The sequence below is a fragment of the Atribacterota bacterium genome (genome assembly GCA_039638595.1).
Lineage (GTDB): Bacteria > Atribacterota > Atribacteria > Atribacterales > Caldatribacteriaceae > Profundicultor > Profundicultor thermophilus.
Map to the genome: position 1 here is coordinate 14,789 of JBDIWM010000017.1, position 25,063 is coordinate 39,851.

Genomic DNA, 25,063 nt, shown 5'->3' on the forward strand with positions numbered 1-25,063 from the left:
CGAGGTGAAAACGTATCGAACAGAACTCCGAGAAGGGTTGTGGCGAGCGCCCGCGCTTGTTCATTTTCCCGCTGGGCCGTGGCAAGAAGAAAATCATGCGTTCTCTCTAAAGCCCGGATAATCCATTCCAAACACTCATTTTCCGACCACGGATGACCATCACCATCATACTGCACTTTGAACTGACGATACCAGGAAAGGGTTCCCACCCCTTCGCCCGCACGCACCGGCGAGAGTCTGGTACCATATCCTCGCCAGCGTCTTTTTGCCCTGTCCTTTTGCGAACTACCAGTATGTCCACCCATCACCGCAAGACCACCCAGAACCTCTTCGGCGAAGAAATTGACGGCAAGTGAAGCCCCAAAACCACCAAGGCGTGCTGAACCAACCCCATCAGCAACCAAACCCAAAAGCCACTCTCCTTTGGAACGCAAAAGAAAGCAGTCTTCTCGTCTTCGTCCCTCCCGAAGGTGGAGTTGTCCCACCGCACTTGCCCCTATAAATGAAAACCCATTGTGTTTTCCAAAACCAGCACTCCAGTCAGGATGGGTGGGAAAAGCCCGGGAAATCACCCGATCACCGACGATAAAACCCGTAACATGGGCGACACTTTCAGGGAATATACTGGAGCACATCGGGGGGAACGGGCATCGGGGCAAAGGCACTTTCACCCTGGGGTTGCGATAAACTCTGGCTTACCGTTTGAACTGTTTGTGAAACCCAGCGGAAAAAGGCTGCGAAAGACGCTGAATCAGAATCCATTTTGAAACTGGGTCCAATGGCAATCTCCCGTAGAGTCTTTTCGTCAATGTCCGGCCCACAACCCACAGTAATGACATTGAGCACCTTGCGTTCCCGGCGGTTTACGAGTTCCAAACGCGGACTTTTCCAATCATCGGTGGGTTTTCCATCAGTAAGAATAAAAACGAGCGGTTTCCAGTCCCCTTTTTCACCACCTTTTACCGCTTTCTTTACATCTCTATCCAAAGATTCAAGGAGCAACCGCAACGCTGCCCCAAGCGGAGTGTATCCCCCGGCTTCAAGCGAGGGAACCTCAAGTTTCTCGATGGGAACCAGCCCCTGAGTGAGGTTTTCCACCTCTCTCCCAAAAACAATCACACTCACCCACACCGTTTCCCGAGCAAAGGTATCCTTTTCCACTTCCCGCTTAAAAAGGGTAAGCCCTTCTTCGACCGCCTGGATGGGAGCACCAGCCATGCTTCCTGACGTATCAAGAAGAAGATAGACTGGTAACCGACGCAATCCTTCACTCAGCGTCACATCCATTTCGAAACCTTCGGCCACATACACCACCTCCATCCAAAATTCCAGGATAAACATTTCCGCCAGACCTGAGCGCAACGCTATTTCTCTTGACGCCTCTTCTATTATAGCGTAGAATTTTCCTGCATTTTCAAGAAAGGAAGGAGAAAGGATGAAGAACCGGTCTCAAGAGATAGTCTGGTCAGGCATGTTCATTGCCTTGAGTGTGGTTTTAACTCGTTTTGCCAGCATCCGCATTCCCATCGGTGGAATTGAGGGCATCCGCATCGGTTTCGGGACCTTGCCCATCATGGTAAGTGGCATCCTCCTTGGACCGTGGATAGGAGGTGTAGTCGGAGCACTGGCAGACGTCATTGGATTTGCCATCAGCCCCATGGGACCGTATATGCCCCATTTTACCCTGACCTCAGCACTGTACGGACTGCTCCCAGGTTTTTTTCTGCAGATTTTTCCCTCACCCAAAAGGGAAAAAAGGGTGGTATGGGGAATCACCATCACCCAGGGTCTGGTTGGCGGACTGCTCACTCCATACTTCCTGCACACCATTTTCGGAATACCCTGGCAGGTTCTTTTCCTCCCACGCCTTTTCACCGTCCCCATGCACATTGTGGTCTATTCCCTTCTGGTTCTGAGTATTCTGCGAACTCCCCTGCCAGCGACACTCATTCGCCATGTTCAGGGAAAACCCTAACAACTCTGACAGAATGCTTTGAATTCCCGGGCTGCCTTCTCTACGTCGTTTCTCCCTGAGAAAATACTCGAGGTGCCAGCGACAAAAACGTTGGCACCAGCCTTTTTCAAAAGCGGTACGGTTTGCTCTCCAATACCTCCATCAACCTGAATATCAACCTGAAGACCCAGGGCATCAACCATTTCCCGCACGGCTTCCACTTTCGGTACCACTTCAGGGATGAACTTTTGCCCTACGAATCCAGGATCGACAGTCATGACGAGAACCATGTCAAGATAGGGAAGAAGGTACAAAAGACCATGGTGGGGGGTTGCAGGACTCAGAGCCACGCCGACTCTTTTCCCCGAATTTTTCGCCAGAAGAACGAGCTGATGGAGCCTTGCCGTGGTTTCAGCATGAAACGTGATGATATCAGCACCCAGAGCCGCAAAAAGCGGGATATGGGGTTCAGGATTGGTCACCATAAGATGGACATCAAAGGGTAAACGGGTCTCTGGACGGAGCTTACGCAAGAGGTTTGTTCCCAGAGCGAAATTCGGCACAAAAATTCCATCCATGATATCAATGTGGAGCATATCCACTCCACCCCGTTCCAGCTTCCGCACATCGTCAAGCAGAGCCAAATAGTTGGCACAGTCCAGAGAAGCAGAAATTTTAATCTCCATATTTTCCTCCTATGGTTCAATAATGACTTTGATATAGGATACCGTTTTTCTGTACATTGCCTCCAAAAACGATGGAGCTTCCTCAAGAGGTACACGGTGAGAAACAAGAGAACTCAAGGATACCCGTTTTTCTGCTTCAAAATGAAGAACCTTCTCCCAATCAGAGTCAAAACGAAAGAGGCGGGAATTCCAGCTTCCCAAAAGGGTGAGTTCTTTGCGCATGATGTTGCTCCAGTCCTTCGGGGTGAACACGACTTCCTTCTCCTGATTCCCAAGGAGGAGTACCTTTCCCATTTTGCGGACAAGCGCTAAACTGGAAAGAAGGGCTTTTTCATTTCCTGAGGCTTCAATCACCACCGCAGGTTTTTCCACTCGACTCAAAAAGGTGGGATGAAGCGTGGCATCAAAACCGACTTCCTCAGCCAGAGACAACTTTCGTTCATCAACATCTATCCCCCACAAAAATCGCGCTCCGGAAACCTTAGCCCATATCCCGGCCAAAAGCCCAATCGGTCCCAGACCGAAAACCGCCACCTGTTCACCGAGGCAAAAATCCACTCGCCGCAAAGCGTGAAAGGTTACCGCCGCTGGCTCGGTCATGGCTCCTTCAACAAAGGAAATATTCTCGGGGAGGGAAACCAGGTTCTTGACCGGAACAGCGACATATTCCGCAAAAGCTCCATGGCGTCGTGAACCCAGGTAATCATAGTTCTCGCAGAGCTCATAGAACCCGGCTTCGCAAAACGCGCATTTCCGACAGGGGATAAGAGGATATGCCGTCACCCTTTTCCCAAGCCAGCTTTTATCCACGTTTTCACCCACTTCCACCACTTCGCCGGCAAACTCATGCCCTGGAATAAGAGGATAGAAGTAGGCCACATCCCCAAAGATGCGGGGCAAATCTGAACCACAGACCCCACAGGCTTTCACCCGCAGCAAAACTTCTTGCGGAGAAACTACAGGGGTTTCGACCTCTTTGAAAAGGAGCTTCCCTTTTTCTGAAAGGACCAGCGCCTTCACGGATTCACCACCACTTTGAGTCCCTGGTGCGATTCGGCAACCTGGAAGGCCTCGTGAATTTCAGTAAGAGGAAAGCGATGGGTGATGTAGTTTGCCGGATGCACCATGCCCCGCTCCATCACCTGCAGGGCTTTGCGGTGGTGACGGGGAAGACTACCATGACTTCCCAAAATGGTGCACTCCTTGTAATGAACGAGGTTACTGGAAATGGAAATATTCCGACTTCCTCTGGGCAGTCCCCCAAAGAAGTTGATGCGCGCCCTGTGCCGGGCCAGGTTTAGGGACATTTCCTGAGCCTCTGGAGATGCACAGGTCACCATGATGACATCGGCACCTTCACCATCGGTCACTTCTCGGACCCGTTCTTCCAGATGTTCGTCACTGAGGAAATAGTAATCAGCCCCAAAGCGTTTAGCCATCTCCAGGCGCCGCGGGGAACGCTGGGCCACGATGATGGTGGTCGCCCCCATGTGACGCCCCATTTCAATCATCATGCATCCAATGGGACCGGCGCCAATAATAAGCAGGGTGTCACCCACGCTGAGATGGGCCATTTCCAGGCCATTGATGGCGCAGGCCAGGGGTTCTGCCAGGGCGGCTTCATCAAAAGAGAGGTTTTCAGGAATCCGATGCACCGCCCCCTGAATAACCGCTAATTGATTGAGAAGCAAATACTCCGCAAACCCTCCTGGAAACTGATATCCGATGGCATAGTTAATAGCACAGTTTGTTCCCATCCCATTCTGGCACCAGAAACACTCTCCACAGGGCACATCGGCACCCACGGCCACCCGGTCTTTAACCTGGAACTTGGTCACCCCCGCCCCTACTGCCACCACTTCCCCAGCAATTTCATGGCCAATGATTTGGGGAAAATGAACCCGGGGATTACCGGCATGCATGATCCGTAAATCCGAACCACACACCGCACAGGATCGTACCCGAAGGAGCACCTCACCCTCCTGCACTTCATAATCAGGAACTTCTTTGACCACCAGACGGTCAATCTCTTCTAGAACCGCTGCTTTCATTCCTCGATATCCTCCCCGATCAAGGTTTTCAAACGTGCCATCCCCTCCTTCGGGAAAAAGCTATTCTCCTTTAGGTCTGCACAAGGCTTCCGGTGACCGTGGTACCTTTCCCCAACGTATCGGATACCGGGCAACGGTTCTCGACTTCGGTAAGAAGCGTCCTGAGGTCTTCTTCGCTCAGGTTTCCCTTTACTTTCACCACAAAGTGTATCGAGAGAAATCCCGGACGAACAAGATGGTACTGCCCCATGAACCCTCGAGGATCGAGGTCTCCTTCCACTTCAATCTCGACACCCTCCACCGGAAGGTTCTTCTCCTTCGCCACCACCACCGTGACAATCCCCAGACATCCTGCAAGGGATGCCAAAAGTCCCTCCACCGGGTTGGGTGCTGCATCATTTCCACCCAGAGAAGGGGGTTCATCGAAATGAAGCGTGAACTGCCTGACTTTGGTCTCAACCTGGAGTCCTTCAGTCCACCTACCACTGGCTTTAAAGGTCATCCCCATACCAATACCTCCCCTTCATGATTTTGGTAAACAGAGAATTTCGCGTACTTTAAGCTGGAAAAAGGAATTCTGATGCGCTGGACGAAGCACGAGGGCTGTATCGACCCCTCTTCCTTTTCCACCCAAAGCCACCACATCCACAGTGGTGGGAATCGCACCACTATCGGCAGCCATAATGCTCACTTCCACGGCCACCTTAAACCCTTCCGAAATGCGACGAAAGCTCTCCGCCACAATTTCTGGAACACTCAATCCTCCAAAACGTTCCCGGAATGAGCGATTCACCCCACTCAGAGCATGGGAAGAACGCACCACCACCACACCCTGCTTCCGTAATTCTTCCTCCTTAGAGGGAGACAAAGACCACTCGTCACCCCCACTGAACCCGGCGTGGTAAGTTACCACCACGACTTTCCCCTCATACCGCACTTCTTGCGCTTTTTCCAGCAACAACAACCCAGTCTCTCCGGAACTCGAAGCCACCACAACGTATTCCAGCTCAAGTTCTTTGGCCCGCTCTAACGCCCTTTCCAGAGCAGGCAGGGTATTTTCGGGACCCGAACGGGAAAAATAAAGGATGGTACCATTTTCCAAAAAAGCTCCCTCCCCCTACTGGTGCAGCTCCAGAATCTGCCCAGTCTCCATATAGTAAATCCGTTCAGTAATATTGGTAATATGGTCACCAATCCGCTCCAGATACCGAGCAATCATCAACACCCAGATGGCCTGCCGGGTCACAGAAGGATCCTTTTCAATATGGAGAACCACCTCTTCATGGATGGAACGGTAGAGGGCATCGACCTGAGCATCACTTTCAATCACCCTCTGCACAATGCCCAGATCCCGCTTCAAAAAGGCATCGATGGTGGCTTCCATCATTTGAATCACCACTTCGGCCATCTTGGGAATATCAACAAGAGGCTTAAAAAGAGGTTTCTCGGCCAGACGAATGCTGAACTTGGCAATGTCAATGGAATAGTCACCCACTCGTTCCACATCGGTGATGATTTTTAAAATTGCAGCAATGATACGCAGGTCCTTGGCTACCGGTTGTTGGAGGGCAATCATCTGAAGACATCTCGATTCCAGCTTGAAATTGTAATCATCCACCACATCATCCAGAGCAATCACTTCCCGGGCTTTTTCAATATTTCCTTCCTTTAGTGAATCAATAGCCATCTGGAGCATCTTTTCTGCCGCATGGGTCATGTTTACCAAATCTTCCTGAAGTTCCTTGATCTCCTGGGCAAAGCGTTCTCGAAGTATTCCCATGGTTACTCCATCCCCCTCAATCTTTTACCCCCCACTCTCTTCCCCTATTAAATCAAATACTAATCAGTTTTGCCACTCTCTTTTCCAAGTTGCACACCGCAACAGTCGATTGACCACTCAGAAGACCACACACCTCTCCAGGATTGAGAAGGATAGACCGACCTTCCTCCTTGATGATGGCCTCATGCGTATGTCCGTAAACCACAAGATCAAAGTGCCCGCTTGCGAAAGCCCATTTGGCCGGCTGATAAAAATGCGATATCCAGATACGATAGCCCTTTTCTTCAAGTTCGAGAAATGGTCCTTTGATTTTCCCCTCCGACTTTTGAAAAATACCCAGAATTTCCCCATCATTGTTACCCAGTACCCCCCACCAGGGGATGGAGAGTTCGGCAAGCAACTGCACGGAAAAGGGTGCCACGTAATCACCGGCGTGGAGAATGAGTTCTACACCTTCCTCTTTGAATGCATCCAGAGCCTTTTGGATTGAAAGCAGGTCGTCATGGCTATCGGATAAGACTCCCACAATCATGCTCATCACCTCCTAAAACTTTTCCCAGTGAAGCACTTCATGAAGGTTCCTCTTCAGAGCCGAGCCGGTTGTGGGAATCACCTCCGGATATCCCAGAGGGATGAGGCTTACCAAGCGATACCCTTCCGGAACCTGAAGAACCTTCCGCACGCTCTCTGCATAGGGCTTTTTATCTCCCGCCACCCAGCAGGACCCCAATCCCAGCGCCCAGGCAGCAAGGAGTATGTTTTCGGTGGCCGCACACCCGTCCTCGAGGTAATACTTGGTATCTTTGCAAAACACCGCAATCAAAACTGGTGCCTCCCGGATAAACTTCCCATAATCGGTGAGACGAGCAACCTCCTCCCTTTTTTTATCCTCGGTCACCACAATGAATTCCCAGGGCTGAATGTTGATCGCCGAAGGAGCAAAACGCGCGCAGTCGATAATCTCTTCGATTTTTTCCTTCTCTACCGGAAGGGTACGGAACCGCCGTACAGACCGACGAGTTTTCAAAACTTCCAGTGCATCCACCATACATCCTCCCCTCTTAAGGTAATAAAAGCTTGAGCTGTTCACACATTTTTTTCTTCTCCGATACCCCGATGCGAGCATGACGCACCAGTTTACTTAGAAAATCAATGGTGGCGTCATACGTCTGGCGATCTACCGGAAAGGGAACGCCATCCTTACCCCCATGAGCGAAAGAAAAGCTCACCGGGTCTTTGAGGCTCGCTGGGGCACCCAGCACCACTTCGGCAGTGAGCGCCAAGGCCCGAAGTGTTTTGGGACCCACTCCTGATACACCCAAAAATTCGGCAAAATTCTGCGGATTCCTCTGTTTTACATTCCAGAGCGTTTTTTCCATTCGCTTCGTATCAAAATCTTCGGGGAAAATACTATGGCGCCGGGGGAGCACGAGGTTTTTCACCCGAGCAATTTCCTGTATCACCACCGCTGGCGCGTCCTGTACAATTTCCATGACCCCCTTCCGACAGGGAGCACTTTCCCACGCTATTAGATTCAGTACCTGGGATTCTTTTCGCATTCCACAGATTCCCGAGTGAGGCTCACAGACGAAATCTTCCACCCGCTCACCCAACCAGTGGTACCGGCGAGCCAAACGATTTTCAGGGTTCATCCCTTGCTGTACCACCGACCAGGAACCCGAAGCAGTGAAAAAAAAGACGTGGTGGTACAGGGTATACCCATCCTGTAAAGCCGTGTTATCCACCTTTGCCGAGAGTTTACTGTACTCCACAAAGCGTTCAGCAAAGGCAAACCCTTTACGCTCAGCGTGAAGCACGATTTCCTGGGGGGTTTTCCGCGACACACCGCCCTTCCCTCCACAGATGTAGAGTCCCAGAGCATCTTCTCTTCCCCTGATTCCCTCCTTCAGAGCTCCACAAAGCGTGGTGGTGAGACCACTGGAATGCCAGTCAAATCCAAGGAGACACCCCAGAGATTGAAAAAAAACCGGATCCGAAATCCGGCGCAACACCTCCTCGGGACTGAACAACGACACCACCGCTTCCACAATTTCTCCCCCCAGACGCTTCATACGCTGGAACAGCCAGGGAGGGCATTGTCCTCCATGTAAAGGAAGCTCAGCAAAGCCTCGACGCATCACGCCCTCCTACAGTTTGTACCCGAATTTGCGCAGCAATGCCTTTCTTTCCTCGATGTCCTTTTCGCCCTCCACTCCTTTACTCGTGAAACCATCAACCACACCCAGAATTCCCCGCCCCTGCTCGGTTTCCACCAAAATCACCTGAACCGGGTTGGCTGTGGCGCAGTAAATCCGACACACTTCCGGAACCATTTTCACCGCGTTGAGCACATTGATGGGATAACCATCCTTCAGGAAAACGATGAAGCTATGCCCAGCACCAATCTGAAAGGCATTATCCCGAGCAAGTTCGATCAACTCCTGATCATTTCCCGCATAGCGCACCAGACACGGTCCCGAAGATTCGCAGAAGGCCAGGCCAAATTTCAAATTCGGCGAAGATCCCGCCAGGACCTCATAAAGGTCTTCGACCGTCTTAATGAAATGGGACTGACCCAGGATAAGGTTATAATGTTTCGGATTTTTCACTTCCACAAGACGCAGTTCCATTTCCATCCCTCCTTCGGATAATGATTTTCCGAATTTCATAGAAAACAAGAGAAAGGATTGAAAATCCCAAAGTCCACATCCACTGAGAAAAGGTAAGCGACACACATCCAAAAATCCGTCCTAATGGCGGGAAAAGAACGGTTAACGCCAGCACGAAGACCGAGAGGAGGCAGGCCCACACAAGATAGAAGTTCGTTCTTGGGTCAATCCTCCAGAAGTTCTTCCTTTCCGAGCGAAAGCTGTACGCGCGCCATAATTCTCCCAGTCCCAGGGTGAGAAAAGCCATGGTCCGGGCCGTTTCTAAACCCCAATGTCGCAAACCCAGCCAGAAGCTGGCAATCACCGGCAGAGCAATGAAAAGCGCCCCCCAGAAGATGAACCGAAGGTACAACGGAGTGATGATTCCCTCCTTGGGATGGCGAGGTTTCCGGGACATCAGGTCTTCTTCGGGACTATCCACACCCAGGGCCAAAGCTGGAAGCCCATCAGTCACGAGATTAATAAGGAGAATCTGTACCGGGACAAGGGGTCGAAACCACCCTAAAAGGATGGGAATGAAAACCACCAGAATCTCACCCAAATTACAGGAAAGGAGATAGAGGACAAATTTGCGGATATTCTCAAAGATTACCCGACCCTCCCGAATGGCTTCCACAATGGTGGCAAAATTATCATCAGCAAGGACCATATCAGCCACTTCCTTGGCGACGTCTGTACCAGTCACCCCCATGGCCACACCAATATCGGCACGCTTTAGGGCTGGAGCATCATTCACACCGTCACCGGTCATGGCCACCACCTCTCCATGGGACTGCAGCGCTTCCACAATGCGGAGTTTTTGTTCGGGCCAGACTCGGGCGAAAACCTGGACACTTTTGATTTTTTCCCGGAGTTCTTTTTTTGACCATTTTTCCAGTTCCACCCCGGTTACCACCAGACCCTGCGGGGCAAACATACCAAGTTCTTTGGCGATGGCCTGAGCAGTCAAAGCGTTGTCTCCAGTGATCATCACCGTGGTAATCCCAGCGTTTTTTGCTTCCTTAAGAGCCAGTTTTACTTCTTTACGGGGAGGATCCATCATCCCCATAAGCCCCACAAAGATCAGGTCCTTCTCCGGATCCGCTTCCTCTTTCTCGTAAGGACGGAAGGCAAAGGCCAGGACCCGCAAAGCTTTCACAGCCATTTCTTCGAGATTCTTTTCCACCTTCTGCCGTTCCGGTTCGGTTAACGGATGAATGTTCCCATCCTGGAAATAGCGAGTGCAGCGCCAGAGCACCACATCTGGAGCACCCTTGACCAGGAGTTCTCGTCTCCCATCCACCGTGTGCCAGGTTGACATCATCTTACGCTTGGAATCAAAGGGAATCTCACCCTCCCGTGGATAGCGGGTGCGGGTTTCAGCGATTACCATACCACGGGTGGAAGCGTATTCGAGCAGGGCAATCTCTGTGGGATCGCCCAAGAATTTTCCATCTCCTCCCGGTACAGCATCGTTACAGAGAACGGCGACCTGCAAGAGTTTGGCTTCACCCTGGAAAGAAAATGTTTCCTGAACCTGCATTCGGTTCTCGGTGAGGGTACCAGTCTTATCCGTGCAAATATAGGTGGTACAGCCCAGGGTTTCAACCGCCGGGAGTTTACGGATGATGGCCCGGTGCTGGCTCATCCGGTACACCCCCAGAGCCAGAACTACGGTCACCACTGCTGGAAGCCCCTCTGGAATAGCTGCGACCGCCAGACTCACCGCAGTCATGAACATTTCCAAAAGCTGATGTTCCCGCATAAAACCGAACACAAAAACGAGCACACACACACCAATCACAAGAACCCCCAAAAGCTTTCCAAGGCTTGCCAGGTGCTTTTGCAAAGGGGTAAGCGTTTCTTCTTCTTTCTCTAAAAGGAGGGCAATTTTCCCGATTTCCCGGTCTTTACCGGTAGCGACCACCACTCCTTTTCCTCTCCCATAGGTTACCAGAGTCCCAGCATAAACCATGTTGGTTCGTTCCGGTAAAGGTGTCGCAGGAGGAAGAACCGTGGTTTCTTTTTCCACAGCCACCGATTCTCCGGTGAGACTGGCTTCATCCACCCGAAGCGCTCTGGTTACAAGAAGCCGGAGATCCGCAGGAATGAAATCACCCTCTCGCAGGGTCACAATATCTCCCGGTACAAGATCCTCCGCACTCACTCTTTTGGCCAATCCCCCACGAATCACCTCACAACTGGGGACACTCATTCTCTTCAATGCCTCCAAAGCACGGCTTGCTTTTTGCTCTTGCACCACTCCCAACACAGCATTAATGATGAGAATGGCCAGAATCACTAAAGCATCGGTGGTTTCCCCTACCAGGACCGAAACCACAGTCGCCCCAATGAGGATGAGCACCAGAAAGTCCCGGAACTGCTCGAGAAAAAGGGTCAATATTCCTTTCGGTTTTTTCTCTGGTAACACATTCCGTCCATACTGGACAATGCGCTTTTTGGCCTCCTCTTCGGTGAGACCCAGTTCACCATTACTCTGCAGAATACTGAGTGTCTCTTCCAGGGAAAGGGCATGCCAGTCTATTCCCTGCGCAGCCACGGCAACACCTCCTCCAAAAGCCCTCCAACTCGCTGCATAAGACCCTTTTTCTCCTCTTCCTCTTCAGAACGTTTTTTCCCCGTGAGTTCTTTCACAAAACCATCAATAGCCCGATCAAAACCAATGTCGTGGCCCTCTTTCTGGCTCTTATACCATTTATAATCCATAACATAGGCAAAAATATCCGCCAAGCTCTTATCGGGGAATTTTTCTTCCAGTCCTTCCTCTACAATACGCTGCACCGAAGGCGTATACACACACAAAAACCAGTTGAGTGCTGCCTCTTTGAGAGAGACCTCTCGACCCAGAGATTGTTTGAGCATTCCCGCATAATCTCGAATATAGTTTAAAAAGGCGTCATAGTGCCGGGGCTCTCCGGCGTCGATTCCTCTGAGATCAGTCAGATTTTCAAATTCTATCCTTTTAGCTCGCAAAGTCTTACTTTCCTTCCGTTCAGAAGGGAAGAATTCCACCACTTCGGCATCCAGAAATTCGATACCCAGTTCTTTCGCCACCGCAACTCGATGGTTCCCATCCAGGACGTAGTACTCATCCCCCACCTTGTAGAGAATAACGGGTGGTAGAACTTCGCCTCGTTCCATGGCTTTTCTCACCCGATAATAACGGACATCAGGATTGCGCAGACGGAACCCCGGCAAAAGGTCCTTGGCTCTCCCCACGCTCCCCACGATTTTATTCACCGGAACCACCTGAATACCCCGATAGACTCGGTTAAAAAGGTTCAGTTTCTTGGAGACTTCACCAAAAGCTCGAATGGCGCCTTTTTCTTCTCTTCGCAAAAGTGGCATGGGCAATCCATCACCTCATTACTTCAAAAGGAAACTCTCGGGAGCAAAAAATTCATCCATCCCTAAACCGCTCACCAACATTTCCATCTTTCCCAGCATCATGATAAGACCAAGACCAATCAGTAAACCCCCACTCACCAGCTCGACGATTCTTCCCCTCTTTTGTAAACCTTGCAGAACCCTCCAAAGATACCCCCATCCCAGGCCAACCAGAAGAAAAGGAAGAGCCAGACCCAGCGCATAGAAACCCAAAAGCACGCCCCCGCGCCATACCTCTCCAAAACTCGACACATAAAGAAGTATGGACCCCAGAATCGGACCCACACAGGGTGTCCATCCAAGCCCAAAGGAGAGACCCAAAAGCAAGCTCCGTAAATGGGCGACGTCTTCACGAAAGCGGATATGTCTATCTACGTACAGGGTCCGGATTTTTAAGATACCCAGAACCTGCAAACCAAAAACGACGATAATAAGACCAGCAACCCGATTAAACCACATTCGATACGAGGCAAAAGCACCCCCCATCCATGAGGCACCCATCCCCAGAAGAACAAAAATCCCGGCAAAACCCAAAACAAAAAGTATGGTATGGGTAATCACTTTCCCTTTATCTTTCTCCAGGCTTTCCACGCCACTCACGTAACTCACATAGGCTGGAGCGATAGCCAAAACACACGGAGAAAGAAAGGAGAGAATTCCAGCCACGAAACTTACCAGAACATTTAATTCCATAGTCTTTTTCACCTGCCTTGTTTTTAGAATTATAAACCCTCAGGTTCCATCTGACAAACGCCGCTGGCTCAATCATGGAAAAACTTAGTACTCTATCATCTCCCACGTCCCAAAAAAATTTCGAATCTCAGACCCTCTAGTATTCCAAAAGCCAAAGCGTTATCCCAACACTCTGCAGAAACAATGGGTTTTTCTTCTTTGAGGTATAATAAGAAAAATCAGTTTTCACCAAAAACATTGACTGAAATTGGAATACACCACATCAGTCAGTTCGGTGCCGATGCCGCGGACGTAGTTCTGGAACGGTGAATCATCCGGGTATCGAACCGTGCAAAAACTTGCGTACAATGGTGCTCGAAGCTTCTGAAAAGCATGCCAAGGGTTTGAACAATTCATTGCTGCAGAAGGATTCATCACCTACTATGGTGTTCCACTCATTGCCAAAAGACAGGTGCTGGGGGTTCTAGAAGCCTTTTTTGCGATTTTCCCATGCCCGAAGGTGACAAAGCCTGGATGGAGCTCCTCGAAACTCTGGCCAACCAGACGGCCATTGTCATCGATAACGCTGTTTTAGTCCAAAAGCTCGTCCATAGCTGCCGAGGAACCCTCCTGCACGATATCGGCAAAATGGGTATTCCAGACAGTATCCTTCTCAAACCTGGTCCACTCAGTCCTGAAGATTGGGAAATCATGAAAAAGCATCCCCTCTACGCGTACCAGATGTTTTCCCGTACTGAATACTTGCCGGCAATCTCCGACATTCCTTATGCCCACCACGAACGGCGAGACGGAACGGGACATCCTCGAGGACTAAAAGTAAAAAAATTCCTCTGGCAGCCCGAGTTTTTGCCGTGGTGGACGTTTTTGATGCCCTCACCAGTGACCGGCCTTACCGGAAGGCTTGGACGAAAGACGAAGCCATTGCCCATACCCAGCAGGAAAGCGGGAAACACTTTGATCCCGAAGTGGTGAAAGTGTTCCTTGACCCCATCGAAAAAGAGAAAGCAGAAAGATAAGAATATTTTTTCTCCCTCTTGTTTTTTCTGCATTACCCTTCTATACTATATTTAGTTTTTGAATAACAAAATAATACAACATATTGGGTATAATCGTGCATTGTCCTTATTGTGGCGCCGAAGATTCTCGAGTCATTGACTCCCGGGTGGTAGACGCGGGTGGAGGGGTACGCCGGCGGAGAGAATGCGTGGTATGCCGGCGACGATTCACAACCTATGAGCGGCACGAACGAGAACCCCTGCGGGTAATCAAAAAAAATGGAACTCGGGAGTTGTTCGACCGGGAGAAAGTCCTGCGGGGAATGCTCAAAGCCTGCGAGAAAAGACCGGTGGCCATGGAAACCCTGGAATCCATTGTGGGAGAAATCGAAAAAGAGTTGCGGGATGAAGGGTACGAAGAAGTCCCTTCTTCCCGGATTGGAGAAAAGGTGATGGAGAAGCTGAAACACGTGGACCAGGTGGCTTATGTGCGCTTTGCTTCGGTATACCGGGAGTTCCGGGATGTGGACCAGTTCCTGGAACTCCTCATGAGCTTAAATAGAGAAAAAAATGTTTCGGAGGAGAAAAACCATGATGAGTGAACATTTTGAGCTCACCCCAGAAAAGGTGCGCAAACGTGATGGACGTGTCGTTCCCTTCGACCGCCAGCGTATCGAACGGGCTATCTATAAGGCTTTTCAGGCAGTAGGTGAAGAGAACGAAAAGTTGCCTCAAGAACTGAGCGTGAATGTGACCCGAAAACTCTTCGAGAAATTTGGGGAGAAAACCATTGTCGACATTGAAACCATCCAGGACGTGGTGGAAGAAACGTTGATTGAGAACGGTTTTTCCAAGGCTGCCAAAGCCTATATCCTGTATCGCCGCAAACGCCAGGAAGCCCGGGATGCTTTACGGGTTGCCGTCGACGTAGAAAAAATCGTCCAGGAATACCTCATCAAGGCCGACTGGCGGACCCAGGAAAATTCCAACACCACTTATTCCTATCCAGGACTGATTTTACACGTGGCTGGTTCCGTCATGGCCCACTATACCCTGAATCACATCTATCCCGACGAAGTGAAGGAAGCCCATGTGAACGCTGACATTCACATTCACGACCTTTCCTATGGAATCACCGCCTACTGTGCCGGCTGGTCGCTGGAAGAGCTAATTCGAGAGGGTTTTGGGGGAGTCAAAGACAAAATCGCCGCTGGCCCAGCCAAACACCTCTCTTCGCTCACTGGACAAATGGTGAATTTCCTGGGAACCATGCAGATGGAATTCGCCGGTGCCCAGTCTTTCAATTCCGTAGATACGTACCTTGCCCCTTTTGTTCGCTACGACGGCCTCGATTACCTCACGGTGAAACAGCTCATCCAGCAGATGGTTTTCGCCATGAACGTGCCCTCTCGCTGGGGAAGCCAGGCACCATTCATCAATTTTTCCTTTGACTGGATTGTACCTCAGGATTTGAAGGATCGGCCGGTCATCATCGGTGGAAAAGAACGACCGGAACTTGGGACGTACGGTGATTATCAGAAAGAGATGGACATGGTGAACCGCGCCTTTCTTGAGGTGATGCTCGAAGGAGACTATGAAGGGAGAGTTTTTTCCTTCCCCATTCCCACTTATAATATTACCCCTTCCTTTCCCTGGGATTCCGAGAACGTCCGGCTTCTTTTTGAATTGACAGCCAAATATGGCGTGCCATACTTTCAGAATTTCATTTCCAGTTCGCTCCAACCTGGCGATGTCCGTTCCATGTGCTGTCGGTTGCAACTGGACCTGCGAGCACTCCGCAACCGCTGCGGGGGACTTTTTGGTTCCGCCGATAAAACCGGCTCCATCGGGGTGGTCACCATTAACCTTCCCCGCCTCGCCTATTTAAGTAAAAGCGAGGAGGAATTCTTTACCCGGCTCCGCCGTACCATGAACATTGCCAAAACAGCTTTAGAAATCAAGCGAAAGGTCATTGAGCGAAACCTGAAGAACGGACTTCTTCCCTACACTCGCCGGTACCTGGGAACTTTCCGCAACCATTTTTCTACCATTGGCCTGGTGGGGATGAACGAAGCCTGTCTGAATTTCCTCGGTGTTTCTATTGCCGATCCACAGGGAAAAGCCTTCGCCATTCGGGTATTGCAATTCATGCGAGAGAGACTCGCAGATTTCCAGGAAGAAACCGGAAACCTCTATAACTTGGAAGCAACCCCCGCCGAAGGAACGAGCTATCGCTTAGCGAAACATGACCAAAAGCGCTTTCCCGATATCATCACTGCTGGAGAAGACGAACCATACTACACCAACAGCACCTATCTCCCCGTCCATTACACCGATGACCCCTTCGAAGCCCTGGAACACCAGAAAGACCTGCAGACGCTCTATACCGGTGGTACGGTTTTTCACACCTTTTTATCCGAGATTCCTGACCCGGAAAGCGTCAAGCTCTTTATCCGGAGAGCCTTTGAACGCTATCCAATTCCCTACCTTACCATTACTCCTACCTTCTCGGTCTGTCCCAACCATGGATACCTTTCTGGCAAAGCGTTTACCTGCCCTCACTGTGGGGAAGAAACCGAAGTCTACTCCCGGGTGGTCGGGTACTATCGACCGGTCGAGCGCTGGAACCGGGGTAAGCAGGAGGAATTCAAAATGCGCAAAGAATACGCGTTGCGGTGATTCCCTTGGTATTCCGGGGATGGCATAAGACGAGTTATATCGAATATCCAGGCAAACTCTCCACGGTACTCTTCGTAGGGGGATGTAATTTTCGCTGCCCTTTCTGTCACAACCCGGAATTGGTCGAAGAATGGGAAATGCTCCCCCGGGTCGATGAGGAAGAAGTGTTCGAATATCTCGAGAAACGACACGGACTCCTTGATGCCGTAGTCATTACCGGGGGAGAACCACTTCTGCAAAAAACGCTTCTCTCCTTTATTCGCGCAGTTAAGGAAAAGGGGTATCTGGTAAAGGTGGATTCAAATGGCAGTTCCTGGGAGGCGTTTACTTCGTTACGACCATACGTCGACCGATGGGGAATCGACTACAAGCTCCCATTTACAGACTACCACCGTGTGGGTGGAGAGCGATGGGCACAGACAAGTCAAAGGGTTCTTGAAACCCTTCTTACCGTTCCAGAATATCTTGAAGTCCGTACCACCATTTTTCCCCTTTTTCACTCCTTTGAGACGCTTCTTGGCATGGGCGAAACCCTTATTGGAGCATCTTCCTGGTGGTGGCAAAATTTCCGACCTGAAAAGACGCTCCTTCCTGAAGCGAAGTCCATTCCTCCTTATCCTTTTTCACTTCTTCAGGAGTGGCAGGCAAAAATCAACGAGAAGCTTGGAAAAGAGCTGATTACGCTTCGCCCCGGACAATAGCAACGCCACTTGAAGTTCCCAAACGATTGGCGCCAGAAGCAATCATCTGTAACGCCATTGCCCGGGAACTGATCCCTCCCGCAGCCTTCACCCCTAAGGAGCTCCCCACCACCTCACGCATGAGGGCCACATCCTCTACGGTTGCCCCTGAAGGACCAAAACCGGTGGACGTTTTTACAAAGTGGGCTCCAGCCGCCTGAGCGATTAAACATCCCACTATTTTTTCCTCCTCCGTGAGGTAACAGTTTTCGAGCACCACCTTTACGGTGCATGGAGACATCTCTTCCACCACACCCCGAATATCCGAATACACCAGCCTCCAGTCCCCGTTTTTGAGTGCGGCAACGTTCAAGACCATATCGGCTTCCTTCGCTCCCTCTTGAAAGGCAAAACGAGCCTCCTTGGCCTTCACCTCGGGTTTATTCTGCCCCAGGGGAAAACCAATGGCCACACCGGTAAGCACTCCGCTTCCCTCCAGCAGTTTAGTACAGAGCGTCACGTAGTAGGGATTGACGATGACGGAAAAAAACTTCCACTCTCTGGCTTCCCGACACACCTCTTCTAAGTCCTGGCGCCGAGCCGAGGACTTGAGAAGTACATGGTCAATCCGGGAAGCAAGAAAAGTGCGCAATTCTCCCTCATCGACGGGAACCGCTTCCAAGATGGGAAAACGTTCCCGCCCCCTAATTTCCATTCCCAAGACTTCCTCAAGCCGGGACTTGAGCAGGAGAATTTTTTCCATCCGCATGATTTCTCTCCCTCTCACTCCAGATTCGCATGGCAGGCCATCATGAGCTTGTACGCTTCCTCTCGGTGGGAAGAAACGAGATGGAGAATACAGGCATCAAGGAAAAGAAACAAAGCATGCTCAAACCGGGTCCCCCCACCATCAGCATAAAGCTGAAGCGATGGCGAAACACCATCCGGAACAAATTTAACCACCCAGTCCAAAAAAGGATGAAGTGGTGTTTCTGGTCGTCCCACAATTGCTGCCACCTTTGCCCCAGCTTTTTTGGCCTTTTCAGCAAAAAGAAGCACTGAGGCGGTTTTACCTGAGCCAGAAGCGCAGAGCAGAAGATCCCCCTTGCCGATTGCTGGGCAGGTCACTTCTCCCACAACATGCACGGTGTATCCCATATGCATCAAACGCATGGCAAAACCTTTAAGGATGAGAAAGCTCCTTCCTCGAGCCCAGAAAAAAATTCGCTTCTGACGGTACTCCTCAAGGAGGGTCAAAAACGCTTTGACTTCTTGTTCCTTGAGCGTGGAAAGAAGATCTCGAGCTTCATTCACCACGGTTTCAAAGCTTTCACGCCAGTTCATGCAGAACCTCCTTCAAGCGCTTTACTTCTTCTTGGGGATTCGACGAGGTCGTCACTGCCGAACCCACGACCACAATCTGAGGTTCAAGGAGGGTCAATACCCGAGGCAGCGACTCCGGCCTTAAACCTCCAGCCACCATAAAGGCAAAAGATTCCTGCAAAAAAGGCGAGCTTGGCATGACCTCTTCCCAGCTTCGCCCCGCCTGGACAAGATCTGAAGCCAAGTGAAGTGCCACATAATCAGGACTGATGATCCGCAACTCTTCTATTCTCTTCGGAGACGGGTCAGGAAGGTCGATTGTATCAACCACAAGTTCTGCCTGCTTCTTAACACAGATTTCTTTCGCTTCTTTTAGGGTGGAAAACGAAGCACCAGCCAGGACCGATACCATGTTGGCCCCACTCTGAAGAAGCATTTCCGTTTCGTACCGCCCGGCATCCACAATTTTGGCATCGGCAAAAACTGGCTTCGCTCCTACAATTTCTTTTATTTCCTCGACTACTTTCAAGCCGCAACGCAAAAGGAGCGGTGTTCCCACTTCGACGATATCAACCTCCTGATAAAGAAGCTGAACCAGCCTTTTGGCCTCTTCCCGGGATAACGTATCCAGCGCAAGCTGTAAGCGCACCGTCGGCCTCCTATTCCAGAAATCGGAGCACGAGACCACTCCATACCTTAGGGTAAAAGTAGGTCGATTTCTGAGGCATCCGCTGCCTGGCAGTCACTGCTTTCTCCACCATCTCCATGGGAGTAGAACGCATGACGAAGACGAGTTGGTACTGGTTCTCTTCCCGGGCAATGGCAAAGACATCCTTGGTACCGCGCAGATAATCGACGTGTTCACTTTTCCCCTGGGCGTCTTCTCCAAGCCCCAGGAGGTCCTTGAAAACCAATTCATGGAGAATAGCTGTCTCTAGATATCGATTCACATTCTCGACTCCAAGCCTCGCATCCATAATTTTAGGGTCTTTTAAGGTAATTGCTCCCCACTTTTCTTCCTCTTTATCGTATACTCCAATGGTATAAGAAGGAGCATTGCGAAGATACTCTTCCATGGCTCGCTCGTCAGGAAAAATCTGGACGGTGAAGTACTGTTCGCAACGCTCGAAAAATCCTGCTACGTTCTCTTTGGGAAGATTCTTCACTAAGCGGTGCGTGGGAAGGATCAGCAATCCCGGATTTTGAATGCTCACCAAGGTCATCATGGTGTAGTCTTCGGGAATTTCTTCCAGAGGGTCACCAAGTTTTTCCCGAATTTTACGACGGTAATTAAGACAGGTTTCGTAACGGTGATGTCCATCAGCAATGATAATGGTTCGGGGATTCATCACTCTTTGAATCCGTTCAATTTTTTCTGGATCCGCCAGCTTAAAAACCCGGTGCACCACCCCCCAGGAGTCCGTGAACTCAAAGAGTTTGTTTTCCGGAATTTTCGCCTCTTCAAGAACCCCATCCACGACACCCTTGGGGTCATGATAAATCCCAAAAATCTGTTCCAGGTTCGCGCGGGTCGCTTCCATGAGTTCCAGGCGATCCATGGAATATTTGGGCATGGTCTTTTCGTGAGGAAGGATGATCTTTTTTTCGAATTCCTCTAAGCGGACCAGGGCAACGAAGCCAGTCCGCACCCTTGTCTTCCCCCGATGGAATCCGGTAAGGCGAAATTCTTGTTCATAGACATAGAAACACTTTTCGGTATCCTGGGTAAGGATGCCATTCTTCACCCAGTTTGATAATTTTTCAGCAGCCGTCCTGTACCCCTCCTCGGTCTTTCCCAGAATGATGTGAACAAAATTGTACTCTTCCTGCATAAGGTTCTGCTTCTCTTTTTCCGAAATCACGTCATAGGGAGGAGCAACCAGCTTTCCGATACCCCTTTCCCGCACAATCTCCTGAGTGTAAAAGTATCCCCGAAATGGTTTTACAACGGCCATCATTCAACCCCCTGTTCGTTTACCTCAAAGATGAGTGATTCAAAAAAGTAATCCTGAAAATCTGGTCGAGCCGAAAGCTCCAGGTACCGAGAACAAGACGCCAGATGCTCGGTTTTCTTGCGAAAATCTAAAGATAAAAGCGCCCTTTTGGCCCCAAAAAGCGAAGCATTCCCCACCGCCCTACAGGGGACATGAGGAGGAATAAGACCAATTCGTTGCGCGCTTTTGGGATTGATGAAACTTCCAAAGGCACCCGCCAGAATCACTTCCTCGATGTCTTCCATCTTAAGGCCTGCTTCTCGCAAAAGAATCTTCTGCCCTGCTTGGATCGCTGCTTTAGCCAGCTGCAATTGTGCAATATCCTCCTGAGTGATGATGATGCGCGGGTCATGGCTCAGCACCAAAGCCCAGGATTTGTCTTTCAAAAAACGTGCATTCCATCGGGCATTTTTTTCCTGAAACCTTCCCGTTGGTCCAAGTACACCCTCATCTAAGAGAAGAGCCAAAACATCGATAAGACCGGTTCCACAAATACCCCGGGGAGCCACATCCCCAATGGTATACACCCTGAGTTCCTCATCCTCCATTCCTACAGCGTTTATTGCCCCCAGCGTGGCCCGGGTCCCACAGGTAATCTGTGCCCCTTCAAAAGCTGGTCCGGCTGCGGTTCCACAACACCATACGGTTCCCCGAGAAATTAGAACCACTTCACCGTTTGTACCAATATCCACATAAAGGATGGTGCGATCTTCATCCTCCAGATTAAAGGCACTGACACCACCGATAACATCTCCTCCAACATACCCCGCCACTTGAGGAAAAAGGTATACCTGAGCCTGGGGATGGACATTCAGACCAATATCTTTGGCTTCCAATTCCACCACCCTTCGGAAAGAGGGAACATACGGTGCAACGCCAATCGAAAGCGGAGAAACACCCAGAAAAAGGTGCTCCATGATGGTATTTCCAGCTACAGTGACTGCAAAGATATACTCACCTTTTGTACCCGCCCGCTCACACACTTCCTGGAGCAAGTCATTCATCGTTTCCACGAGGAGAGATTGGAGTTTTACGAGGTTTTCCGGACGATCCTGAATGGCCCGGAGTCGCGAAATCACATCTGCACCGAACTGCACCTGTCGATTCAGAGTTCCTGCTCGTCCCAGTGATGTACCTTGCAAAAGGTCTACAAGCTCACAAGCAACCGTGGTGGTACCGATATCAAAAGCAATTCCTAAAAAGGGGAAAGACTCAAATGAACGGACCCATAAAACATTTGTCCCACTCGCGATGACCTCTAAGCTCCTTTCAAAATCCGTTCCCACGAGGCAAGAAAGCTCAGTCAGAGCCGCATTGCTCCAGGATAAAGGAAGCGATAAAACCCTCTCCACGATTTCCTGAAGAGAAGATACCTCCTGCAGCGAGGGTTTTTCGACCACCACACGAAAACACTGTACCGGAAGTTTCTCCATCCCGATTTCAAGGGTCTCTGTAAGCGCCAAAGAAGGCACCGAGAGAGCATAGTGAACCTCACACTCCAAATCTCCAAAAACGACCGTCTGACAGGCCAGGCGAAAACCATCTTTCAACCGATCCCCCAGATGCTTTGCCTCCAGAGAATTTGGGGAAGAAACCTGACCACTCTGGACTCGCACCACACATTTTCCGCAGGACCCCACACCTCCACAGTACGAATCAATCATGATACCCTCTCGCTGCAGAATCTCAAGCAGACTTTCCCCACTGCGTCCCTCAACAACTCTGTTTAAGTCTTTTATCGCCACACGGAACATCCCGCCGTCCCTCGCCTTCTCTTTACACCACACCATTTCTGTGAAAAAAGTGTACAGAAAAAAATTGCCCTCAAAGCGAAATAGTATACTCCACAAGCCTTGAAAAGGGGAGCGCGCTCCCCTTTTCAAGGCTTGAGAACCACCCGGATGGATTCGTCTCCCTTTTCAGCAATTTCCATCGCCTGTTTGAACTCTTCCAGAGGAAATTCGTGAGTGATGATTTCATCAGCTTTGACCAGACCATTCTGCAAGAACCGAATTGCTTCCGGATAGGTCCAGGGGCTCAGGTGCGCTCCACGAACATCCAGTTCTTTCACATCACCAATGATACTCCAGTCCACGCTGGTAGGCTGGTTAAAAACGCTGAATTCTACATATCGACCCAAACGACGGATCATCTGCAATCCCTGAATGACTCCCTGGGGATGACCGCTGGCATGGATGTAAACATCGCACCCATAGCCATCGGTGAGCCGTTTCACTTCAGCAACAGCATCGACGGTTCGGGGGTTCAATACCACATCGGCACCCAGTTTTTTGGCAAGATGCAAACGTTTTTCAATCACATCCACGGCGATAAGGAGTCGAGGACTTCGTAAACGCGCCACCTGGAGCATTCCCAGACCAATGGCTCCCATCCCCGCAATCACCACTACGTCAGCAAAATCGATATCCGCCCTATTGACCGCATGGATAGCGCATCCCAGCGGTTCCACATAGGGCGCCACTTTCAAAGGAAACCCTTCAGGTAATTTGTGATTCACCGAATTCACGGGGAATTTCATGTATTCTGCAAACGCTCCTTCGGCTTCTCCTTTCTTGAAACCATAAATGTAGTGCCGCTCACACATCCAGTAATCTCCCGCAAGGCAAAAACGGCACGTCCCACAGGGGATAATCTGCTCTGAAACCACCCAATCTCCCAGCGAAAAACCGTACTTCGCTCCAGCACCCTCGCCCAAAGCCACCACCTGGCCATAGAACTCATGTCCAGGAACAACCGGGGTTTTCACATAAGAAGGATGGCCATCTCCTCCCCAAATACGAGGAGCGCCATGGAAAGTCTTGAGGTCCCCAGCACAAATGCCACATCCACCCACCCGAATTAGTACTTCATAAGGACCAACCTCGGGAACATCCACTTCCTCAAAGCGAAAATCTCCTGGAGCGTGGTTGACCACTGCTTTCATCCTTTTGGGGAGATTCGCCACTTTTTCTACCGCCATAGAAACACCTCCAGAGTCATTTTTCCCATTGTATCACCTTTCACCCCAAAAGGGGTATAATACTGGAAGGTGAAAGAATGACAACCCATTTTGTGGGAACCTGTTCCTGGACCGATAAAACCCTTCTTACCGAGGGGAACTTTTATCCTCCTACGATCAAGAATGCTGCAGAACGACTCCAATTCTATGCATCCCACTTTAACACTGTAGAAGTTGACTCGAGTTTCTATGCTTTTCCATCGGAACACAACGCCCGCCTCTGGGTCGAACGTACCCCATCCCACTTCCTCTTCAACCTGAAAGCCTTTTCCCTGTTCACCTTTCATCACACCACCACCCGAAATATCCCCTCCTTTCTCCTTCCCGAACTCCCCCAAAACGCTCAGGAGGAAAACTCACTCAACGCCAGAACCATTCCCCGAGAATTCCTCGCCTTGATTCTACAAGCCTTTCTGAAATCGACTTTGCCCCTCAAAGAATCTCAGAAACTCGGATACATCCTCTTCCAGTTTCCTCCTTGGTTTCAGGAAGGAAAGGACACCAGAGCGTACTTAGAATGGTTACGCGAACAGAGTGAGGGGTTTTCCATAGCCATTGAATTTCGTCATCGAAGCTGGCTGGAAACTCCTATGCGAGAAAAAACTTTTACTCTGTTACAGAAGCTCCGTTTTGCTTACGTATGCGTTGATGAACCGCAACTTTCCTGGACAGTGCCGCCGGTTGTGGCCCGCACGGCTAATCAGATGGTAATCCGATTCCACGGACGGAATACCATTGCCTGGCAAGACCACCATGCCTCTATCTGGGAGAAATTTAATTACCTCTACCAGGAAAAAGAACTCAAACAGTGGCTTCGGGTCCTCCAAAAACCATCACAGGAAGCCGAAACCGTTTTTCTCATGTTCAATAACTGTTTCCGGGACTATGCCATCCGAAACGCTAAGATGATGCAGGCTCTCCTGTTTGCGCCAGACCACCCAGGATGAAACAGGAATGGCTTTAAGAACTGCGAAGAAATCCTCAAAAGAGAAAGCGTCCCCAAGATAAAAAAGATGCGACGGGCAAGCACAGTCGGAAGAACCAAAGCCGGGTATACCGTGCTGATAGGCTTTAAAGGATTCTTTTCTTGGAAAAACTCTACTCTTCCTTTACGATAAAACATTCCAATGCCTTTTTTCCAAACATAGTAAAA

At 50.2% G+C, this 25,063-nt stretch carries 27 protein-coding genes; 6 read left to right on the forward strand and 21 right to left on the reverse strand.

The genetic code is table 11. The features are described 5' to 3' along the window. Positions 1-635: protein phosphatase 2C domain-containing protein (locus ABDK92_05530; GenBank protein ID MEN3186085.1), on the reverse strand; the 635-nt coding region annotated here is incomplete at its 3' end. Then, on the reverse strand, positions 613-1,362 hold the full coding sequence (locus ABDK92_05535; GenBank protein MEN3186086.1) for a VWA domain-containing protein: 750 nt from the start codon (positions 1,360-1,362) through the stop codon (positions 613-615). The genes ABDK92_05535 and ABDK92_05530, both read right to left, overlap by 23 nt. 73 nt (positions 1,363-1,435) lie before the next feature. Between ABDK92_05535 and ABDK92_05540 the strand changes: the two genes are divergently transcribed. After that, a complete protein-coding gene (locus tag ABDK92_05540) occupies positions 1,436-1,975 on the forward strand; it encodes a folate family ECF transporter S component (GenBank protein ID MEN3186087.1) in 540 nt (179 codons plus the stop codon). Here ABDK92_05540 and rpe read toward each other — a convergent pair. The 13 genes from rpe to ABDK92_05605 form a co-directional block, all read right to left on the reverse strand. Then, positions 1,972-2,640 carry a ribulose-phosphate 3-epimerase gene (rpe, locus tag ABDK92_05545; protein ID MEN3186088.1) on the reverse strand — a complete coding sequence of 223 codons (669 nt, stop codon included), beginning with the start codon at positions 2,638-2,640 and terminating at the stop codon, positions 1,972-1,974. The genes ABDK92_05540 and rpe overlap by 4 nt on opposite strands. Before the next feature lie 9 nt (positions 2,641-2,649). Beyond that, a complete protein-coding gene (locus tag ABDK92_05550; protein MEN3186089.1) occupies positions 2,650-3,660 on the reverse strand; it encodes a galactitol-1-phosphate 5-dehydrogenase in 1,011 nt (336 codons plus the stop codon). Beyond that, positions 3,657-4,691 carry an alcohol dehydrogenase catalytic domain-containing protein gene (locus tag ABDK92_05555; GenBank protein MEN3186090.1) on the reverse strand — a complete coding sequence of 345 codons (1,035 nt, stop codon included), beginning with the start codon at positions 4,689-4,691 and terminating at the stop codon, positions 3,657-3,659. The genes ABDK92_05550 and ABDK92_05555 overlap by 4 nt, the downstream gene beginning before the upstream one ends. 70 nt (positions 4,692-4,761) lie before the next feature. Then, complete coding sequence (locus ABDK92_05560; protein ID MEN3186091.1) at positions 4,762-5,199, reverse strand: OsmC family protein; 438 nt, start codon at positions 5,197-5,199, stop codon at positions 4,762-4,764. 15 nt (positions 5,200-5,214) lie between these two features. Further along, complete coding sequence (locus ABDK92_05565) at positions 5,215-5,793, reverse strand: hypothetical protein (protein MEN3186092.1); 579 nt, start codon at positions 5,791-5,793, stop codon at positions 5,215-5,217. Positions 5,794-5,808: 15 nt separating this feature from the next. Continuing rightward, positions 5,809-6,471, reverse strand: a complete 663-nt coding sequence (gene phoU / locus ABDK92_05570; GenBank protein MEN3186093.1) for a phosphate signaling complex protein PhoU — start codon at positions 6,469-6,471, stop codon at positions 5,809-5,811. Between the two features lie 52 nt (positions 6,472-6,523). After that, entirely contained in the window at positions 6,524-7,003 is a 480-nt protein-coding gene (locus tag ABDK92_05575; GenBank protein MEN3186094.1) for a metallophosphoesterase, read from the reverse strand. Between the two features lie 12 nt (positions 7,004-7,015). After that, a complete protein-coding gene (locus ABDK92_05580; protein MEN3186095.1) occupies positions 7,016-7,516 on the reverse strand; it encodes a nitroreductase family protein in 501 nt (166 codons plus the stop codon). Between the two features lie 16 nt (positions 7,517-7,532). Next, positions 7,533-8,609 carry a DUF763 domain-containing protein gene (locus tag ABDK92_05585; protein MEN3186096.1) on the reverse strand — a complete coding sequence of 359 codons (1,077 nt, stop codon included), beginning with the start codon at positions 8,607-8,609 and terminating at the stop codon, positions 7,533-7,535. A 9-nt stretch (positions 8,610-8,618) separates the two neighbouring features. Beyond that, positions 8,619-9,101 carry an adenosine-specific kinase gene (locus ABDK92_05590; GenBank protein ID MEN3186097.1) on the reverse strand — a complete coding sequence of 161 codons (483 nt, stop codon included), beginning with the start codon at positions 9,099-9,101 and terminating at the stop codon, positions 8,619-8,621. After that, complete coding sequence (locus ABDK92_05595; protein ID MEN3186098.1) at positions 9,058-11,679, reverse strand: calcium-translocating P-type ATPase, PMCA-type; 2,622 nt, start codon at positions 11,677-11,679, stop codon at positions 9,058-9,060. Before ABDK92_05595 ends, ABDK92_05590 begins: the two co-directional genes overlap by 44 nt. After that, positions 11,661-12,488: a DUF4032 domain-containing protein gene (locus tag ABDK92_05600; GenBank protein MEN3186099.1), complete on the reverse strand. Its 828-nt coding sequence runs from the start codon at positions 12,486-12,488 to the stop codon at positions 11,661-11,663. Before ABDK92_05600 ends, ABDK92_05595 begins: the two co-directional genes overlap by 19 nt. Positions 12,489-12,506: 18 nt before the next feature. After that, positions 12,507-13,220 (reverse strand): cytochrome c biogenesis protein CcdA, encoded by a 714-nt coding sequence (locus ABDK92_05605; GenBank protein MEN3186100.1) that lies wholly within the window; start codon positions 13,218-13,220, stop codon positions 12,507-12,509. A gap of 513 nt (positions 13,221-13,733) precedes the next feature. Here ABDK92_05605 and ABDK92_05610 point away from each other — a divergent pair. The 4 genes from ABDK92_05610 to ABDK92_05625 all read left to right on the forward strand — a co-directional run bounded on the left by ABDK92_05610 (position 13,734) and on the right by ABDK92_05625 (position 17,595). After that, positions 13,734-14,192 (forward strand): HD domain-containing phosphohydrolase, encoded by a 459-nt coding sequence (locus tag ABDK92_05610; protein MEN3186101.1) that lies wholly within the window; start codon positions 13,734-13,736, stop codon positions 14,190-14,192. Between the two features lie 139 nt (positions 14,193-14,331). Then, positions 14,332-14,817 (forward strand): transcriptional regulator NrdR, encoded by a 486-nt coding sequence (gene nrdR / locus ABDK92_05615; GenBank protein ID MEN3186102.1) that lies wholly within the window; start codon positions 14,332-14,334, stop codon positions 14,815-14,817. Further along, on the forward strand, positions 14,807-16,894 hold the full coding sequence (locus ABDK92_05620) for a ribonucleoside triphosphate reductase (protein ID MEN3186103.1): 2,088 nt from the start codon (positions 14,807-14,809) through the stop codon (positions 16,892-16,894). The genes nrdR and ABDK92_05620 overlap by 11 nt, the downstream gene beginning before the upstream one ends. Next, positions 16,891-17,595 (forward strand): anaerobic ribonucleoside-triphosphate reductase activating protein, encoded by a 705-nt coding sequence (locus ABDK92_05625; protein MEN3186104.1) that lies wholly within the window; start codon positions 16,891-16,893, stop codon positions 17,593-17,595. The genes ABDK92_05620 and ABDK92_05625 overlap by 4 nt, the downstream gene beginning before the upstream one ends. Here ABDK92_05625 and deoC read toward each other — a convergent pair. The 6 genes from deoC to ABDK92_05655 form a co-directional block, all read right to left on the reverse strand. Further along, positions 17,573-18,343: a deoxyribose-phosphate aldolase gene (gene deoC / locus ABDK92_05630; protein ID MEN3186105.1), complete on the reverse strand. Its 771-nt coding sequence runs from the start codon at positions 18,341-18,343 to the stop codon at positions 17,573-17,575. The genes ABDK92_05625 and deoC overlap by 23 nt on opposite strands. A 14-nt stretch (positions 18,344-18,357) precedes the next feature. Then, positions 18,358-18,918, reverse strand: coding sequence for an SIS domain-containing protein (locus tag ABDK92_05635; GenBank protein MEN3186106.1), 561 nt, complete (start codon positions 18,916-18,918; stop codon positions 18,358-18,360). Then, complete coding sequence (locus ABDK92_05640; GenBank protein MEN3186107.1) at positions 18,905-19,546, reverse strand: orotidine 5'-phosphate decarboxylase / HUMPS family protein; 642 nt, start codon at positions 19,544-19,546, stop codon at positions 18,905-18,907. Before ABDK92_05640 ends, ABDK92_05635 begins: the two co-directional genes overlap by 14 nt. Before the next feature lie 10 nt (positions 19,547-19,556). After that, the gene (locus ABDK92_05645) at positions 19,557-20,855 is read right to left on the reverse strand and encodes a DUF1015 domain-containing protein (protein MEN3186108.1); all 1,299 of its coding nucleotides are present in this window, start codon (positions 20,853-20,855) and stop codon (positions 19,557-19,559) included. Continuing rightward, positions 20,852-22,636, reverse strand: coding sequence for an ASKHA domain-containing protein (locus ABDK92_05650; GenBank protein MEN3186109.1), 1,785 nt, complete (start codon positions 22,634-22,636; stop codon positions 20,852-20,854). The genes ABDK92_05645 and ABDK92_05650 overlap by 4 nt, the downstream gene beginning before the upstream one ends. A gap of 134 nt (positions 22,637-22,770) precedes the next feature. Continuing rightward, on the reverse strand, positions 22,771-23,871 hold the full coding sequence (locus ABDK92_05655; protein ID MEN3186110.1) for an alcohol dehydrogenase catalytic domain-containing protein: 1,101 nt from the start codon (positions 23,869-23,871) through the stop codon (positions 22,771-22,773). Between the two features lie 77 nt (positions 23,872-23,948). Between ABDK92_05655 and ABDK92_05660 the strand changes: the two genes are divergently transcribed. Beyond that, positions 23,949-24,857 carry a DUF72 domain-containing protein gene (locus ABDK92_05660; protein MEN3186111.1) on the forward strand — a complete coding sequence of 303 codons (909 nt, stop codon included), beginning with the start codon at positions 23,949-23,951 and terminating at the stop codon, positions 24,855-24,857. Positions 24,858-25,063 lie beyond the last annotated feature (206 nt).

Coding starts and splice junctions, on each gene's coding strand:
- ABDK92_05555 (MEN3186090.1), bottom strand. CDS start 4,691: ATGAAAGCAGCGGTTCTAGAAGAGATTGACCGTCTGGTGGTCAAAGAA.
- ABDK92_05655 (MEN3186110.1), bottom strand. CDS start 23,871: ATGGCGGTAGAAAAAGTGGCGAATCTCCCCAAAAGGATGAAAGCAGTG.
- ABDK92_05610 (MEN3186101.1), top strand. CDS start 13,734: ATGGAGCTCCTCGAAACTCTGGCCAACCAGACGGCCATTGTCATCGAT.
- ABDK92_05605 (MEN3186100.1), bottom strand. CDS start 13,220: ATGGAATTAAATGTTCTGGTAAGTTTCGTGGCTGGAATTCTCTCCTTT.
- ABDK92_05600 (MEN3186099.1), bottom strand. CDS start 12,488: ATGCCACTTTTGCGAAGAGAAGAAAAAGGCGCCATTCGAGCTTTTGGT.
- deoC (MEN3186105.1), bottom strand. CDS start 18,343: ATGCGGATGGAAAAAATTCTCCTGCTCAAGTCCCGGCTTGAGGAAGTC.
- ABDK92_05620 (MEN3186103.1), top strand. CDS start 14,807: ATGATGAGTGAACATTTTGAGCTCACCCCAGAAAAGGTGCGCAAACGT.
- ABDK92_05645 (MEN3186108.1), bottom strand. CDS start 20,855: ATGATGGCCGTTGTAAAACCATTTCGGGGATACTTTTACACTCAGGAG.
- ABDK92_05660 (MEN3186111.1), top strand. CDS start 23,949: ATGACAACCCATTTTGTGGGAACCTGTTCCTGGACCGATAAAACCCTT.
- rpe (MEN3186088.1), bottom strand. CDS start 2,640: ATGGAGATTAAAATTTCTGCTTCTCTGGACTGTGCCAACTATTTGGCT.
- ABDK92_05635 (MEN3186106.1), bottom strand. CDS start 18,918: ATGAACTGGCGTGAAAGCTTTGAAACCGTGGTGAATGAAGCTCGAGAT.
- ABDK92_05585 (MEN3186096.1), bottom strand. CDS start 8,609: ATGCGTCGAGGCTTTGCTGAGCTTCCTTTACATGGAGGACAATGCCCT.
- ABDK92_05560 (MEN3186091.1), bottom strand. CDS start 5,199: ATGGGGATGACCTTTAAAGCCAGTGGTAGGTGGACTGAAGGACTCCAG.
- phoU (MEN3186093.1), bottom strand. CDS start 6,471: ATGGGAATACTTCGAGAACGCTTTGCCCAGGAGATCAAGGAACTTCAG.
- ABDK92_05575 (MEN3186094.1), bottom strand. CDS start 7,003: ATGATTGTGGGAGTCTTATCCGATAGCCATGACGACCTGCTTTCAATC.
- ABDK92_05540 (MEN3186087.1), top strand. CDS start 1,436: ATGAAGAACCGGTCTCAAGAGATAGTCTGGTCAGGCATGTTCATTGCC.
- ABDK92_05590 (MEN3186097.1), bottom strand. CDS start 9,101: ATGGAACTGCGTCTTGTGGAAGTGAAAAATCCGAAACATTATAACCTT.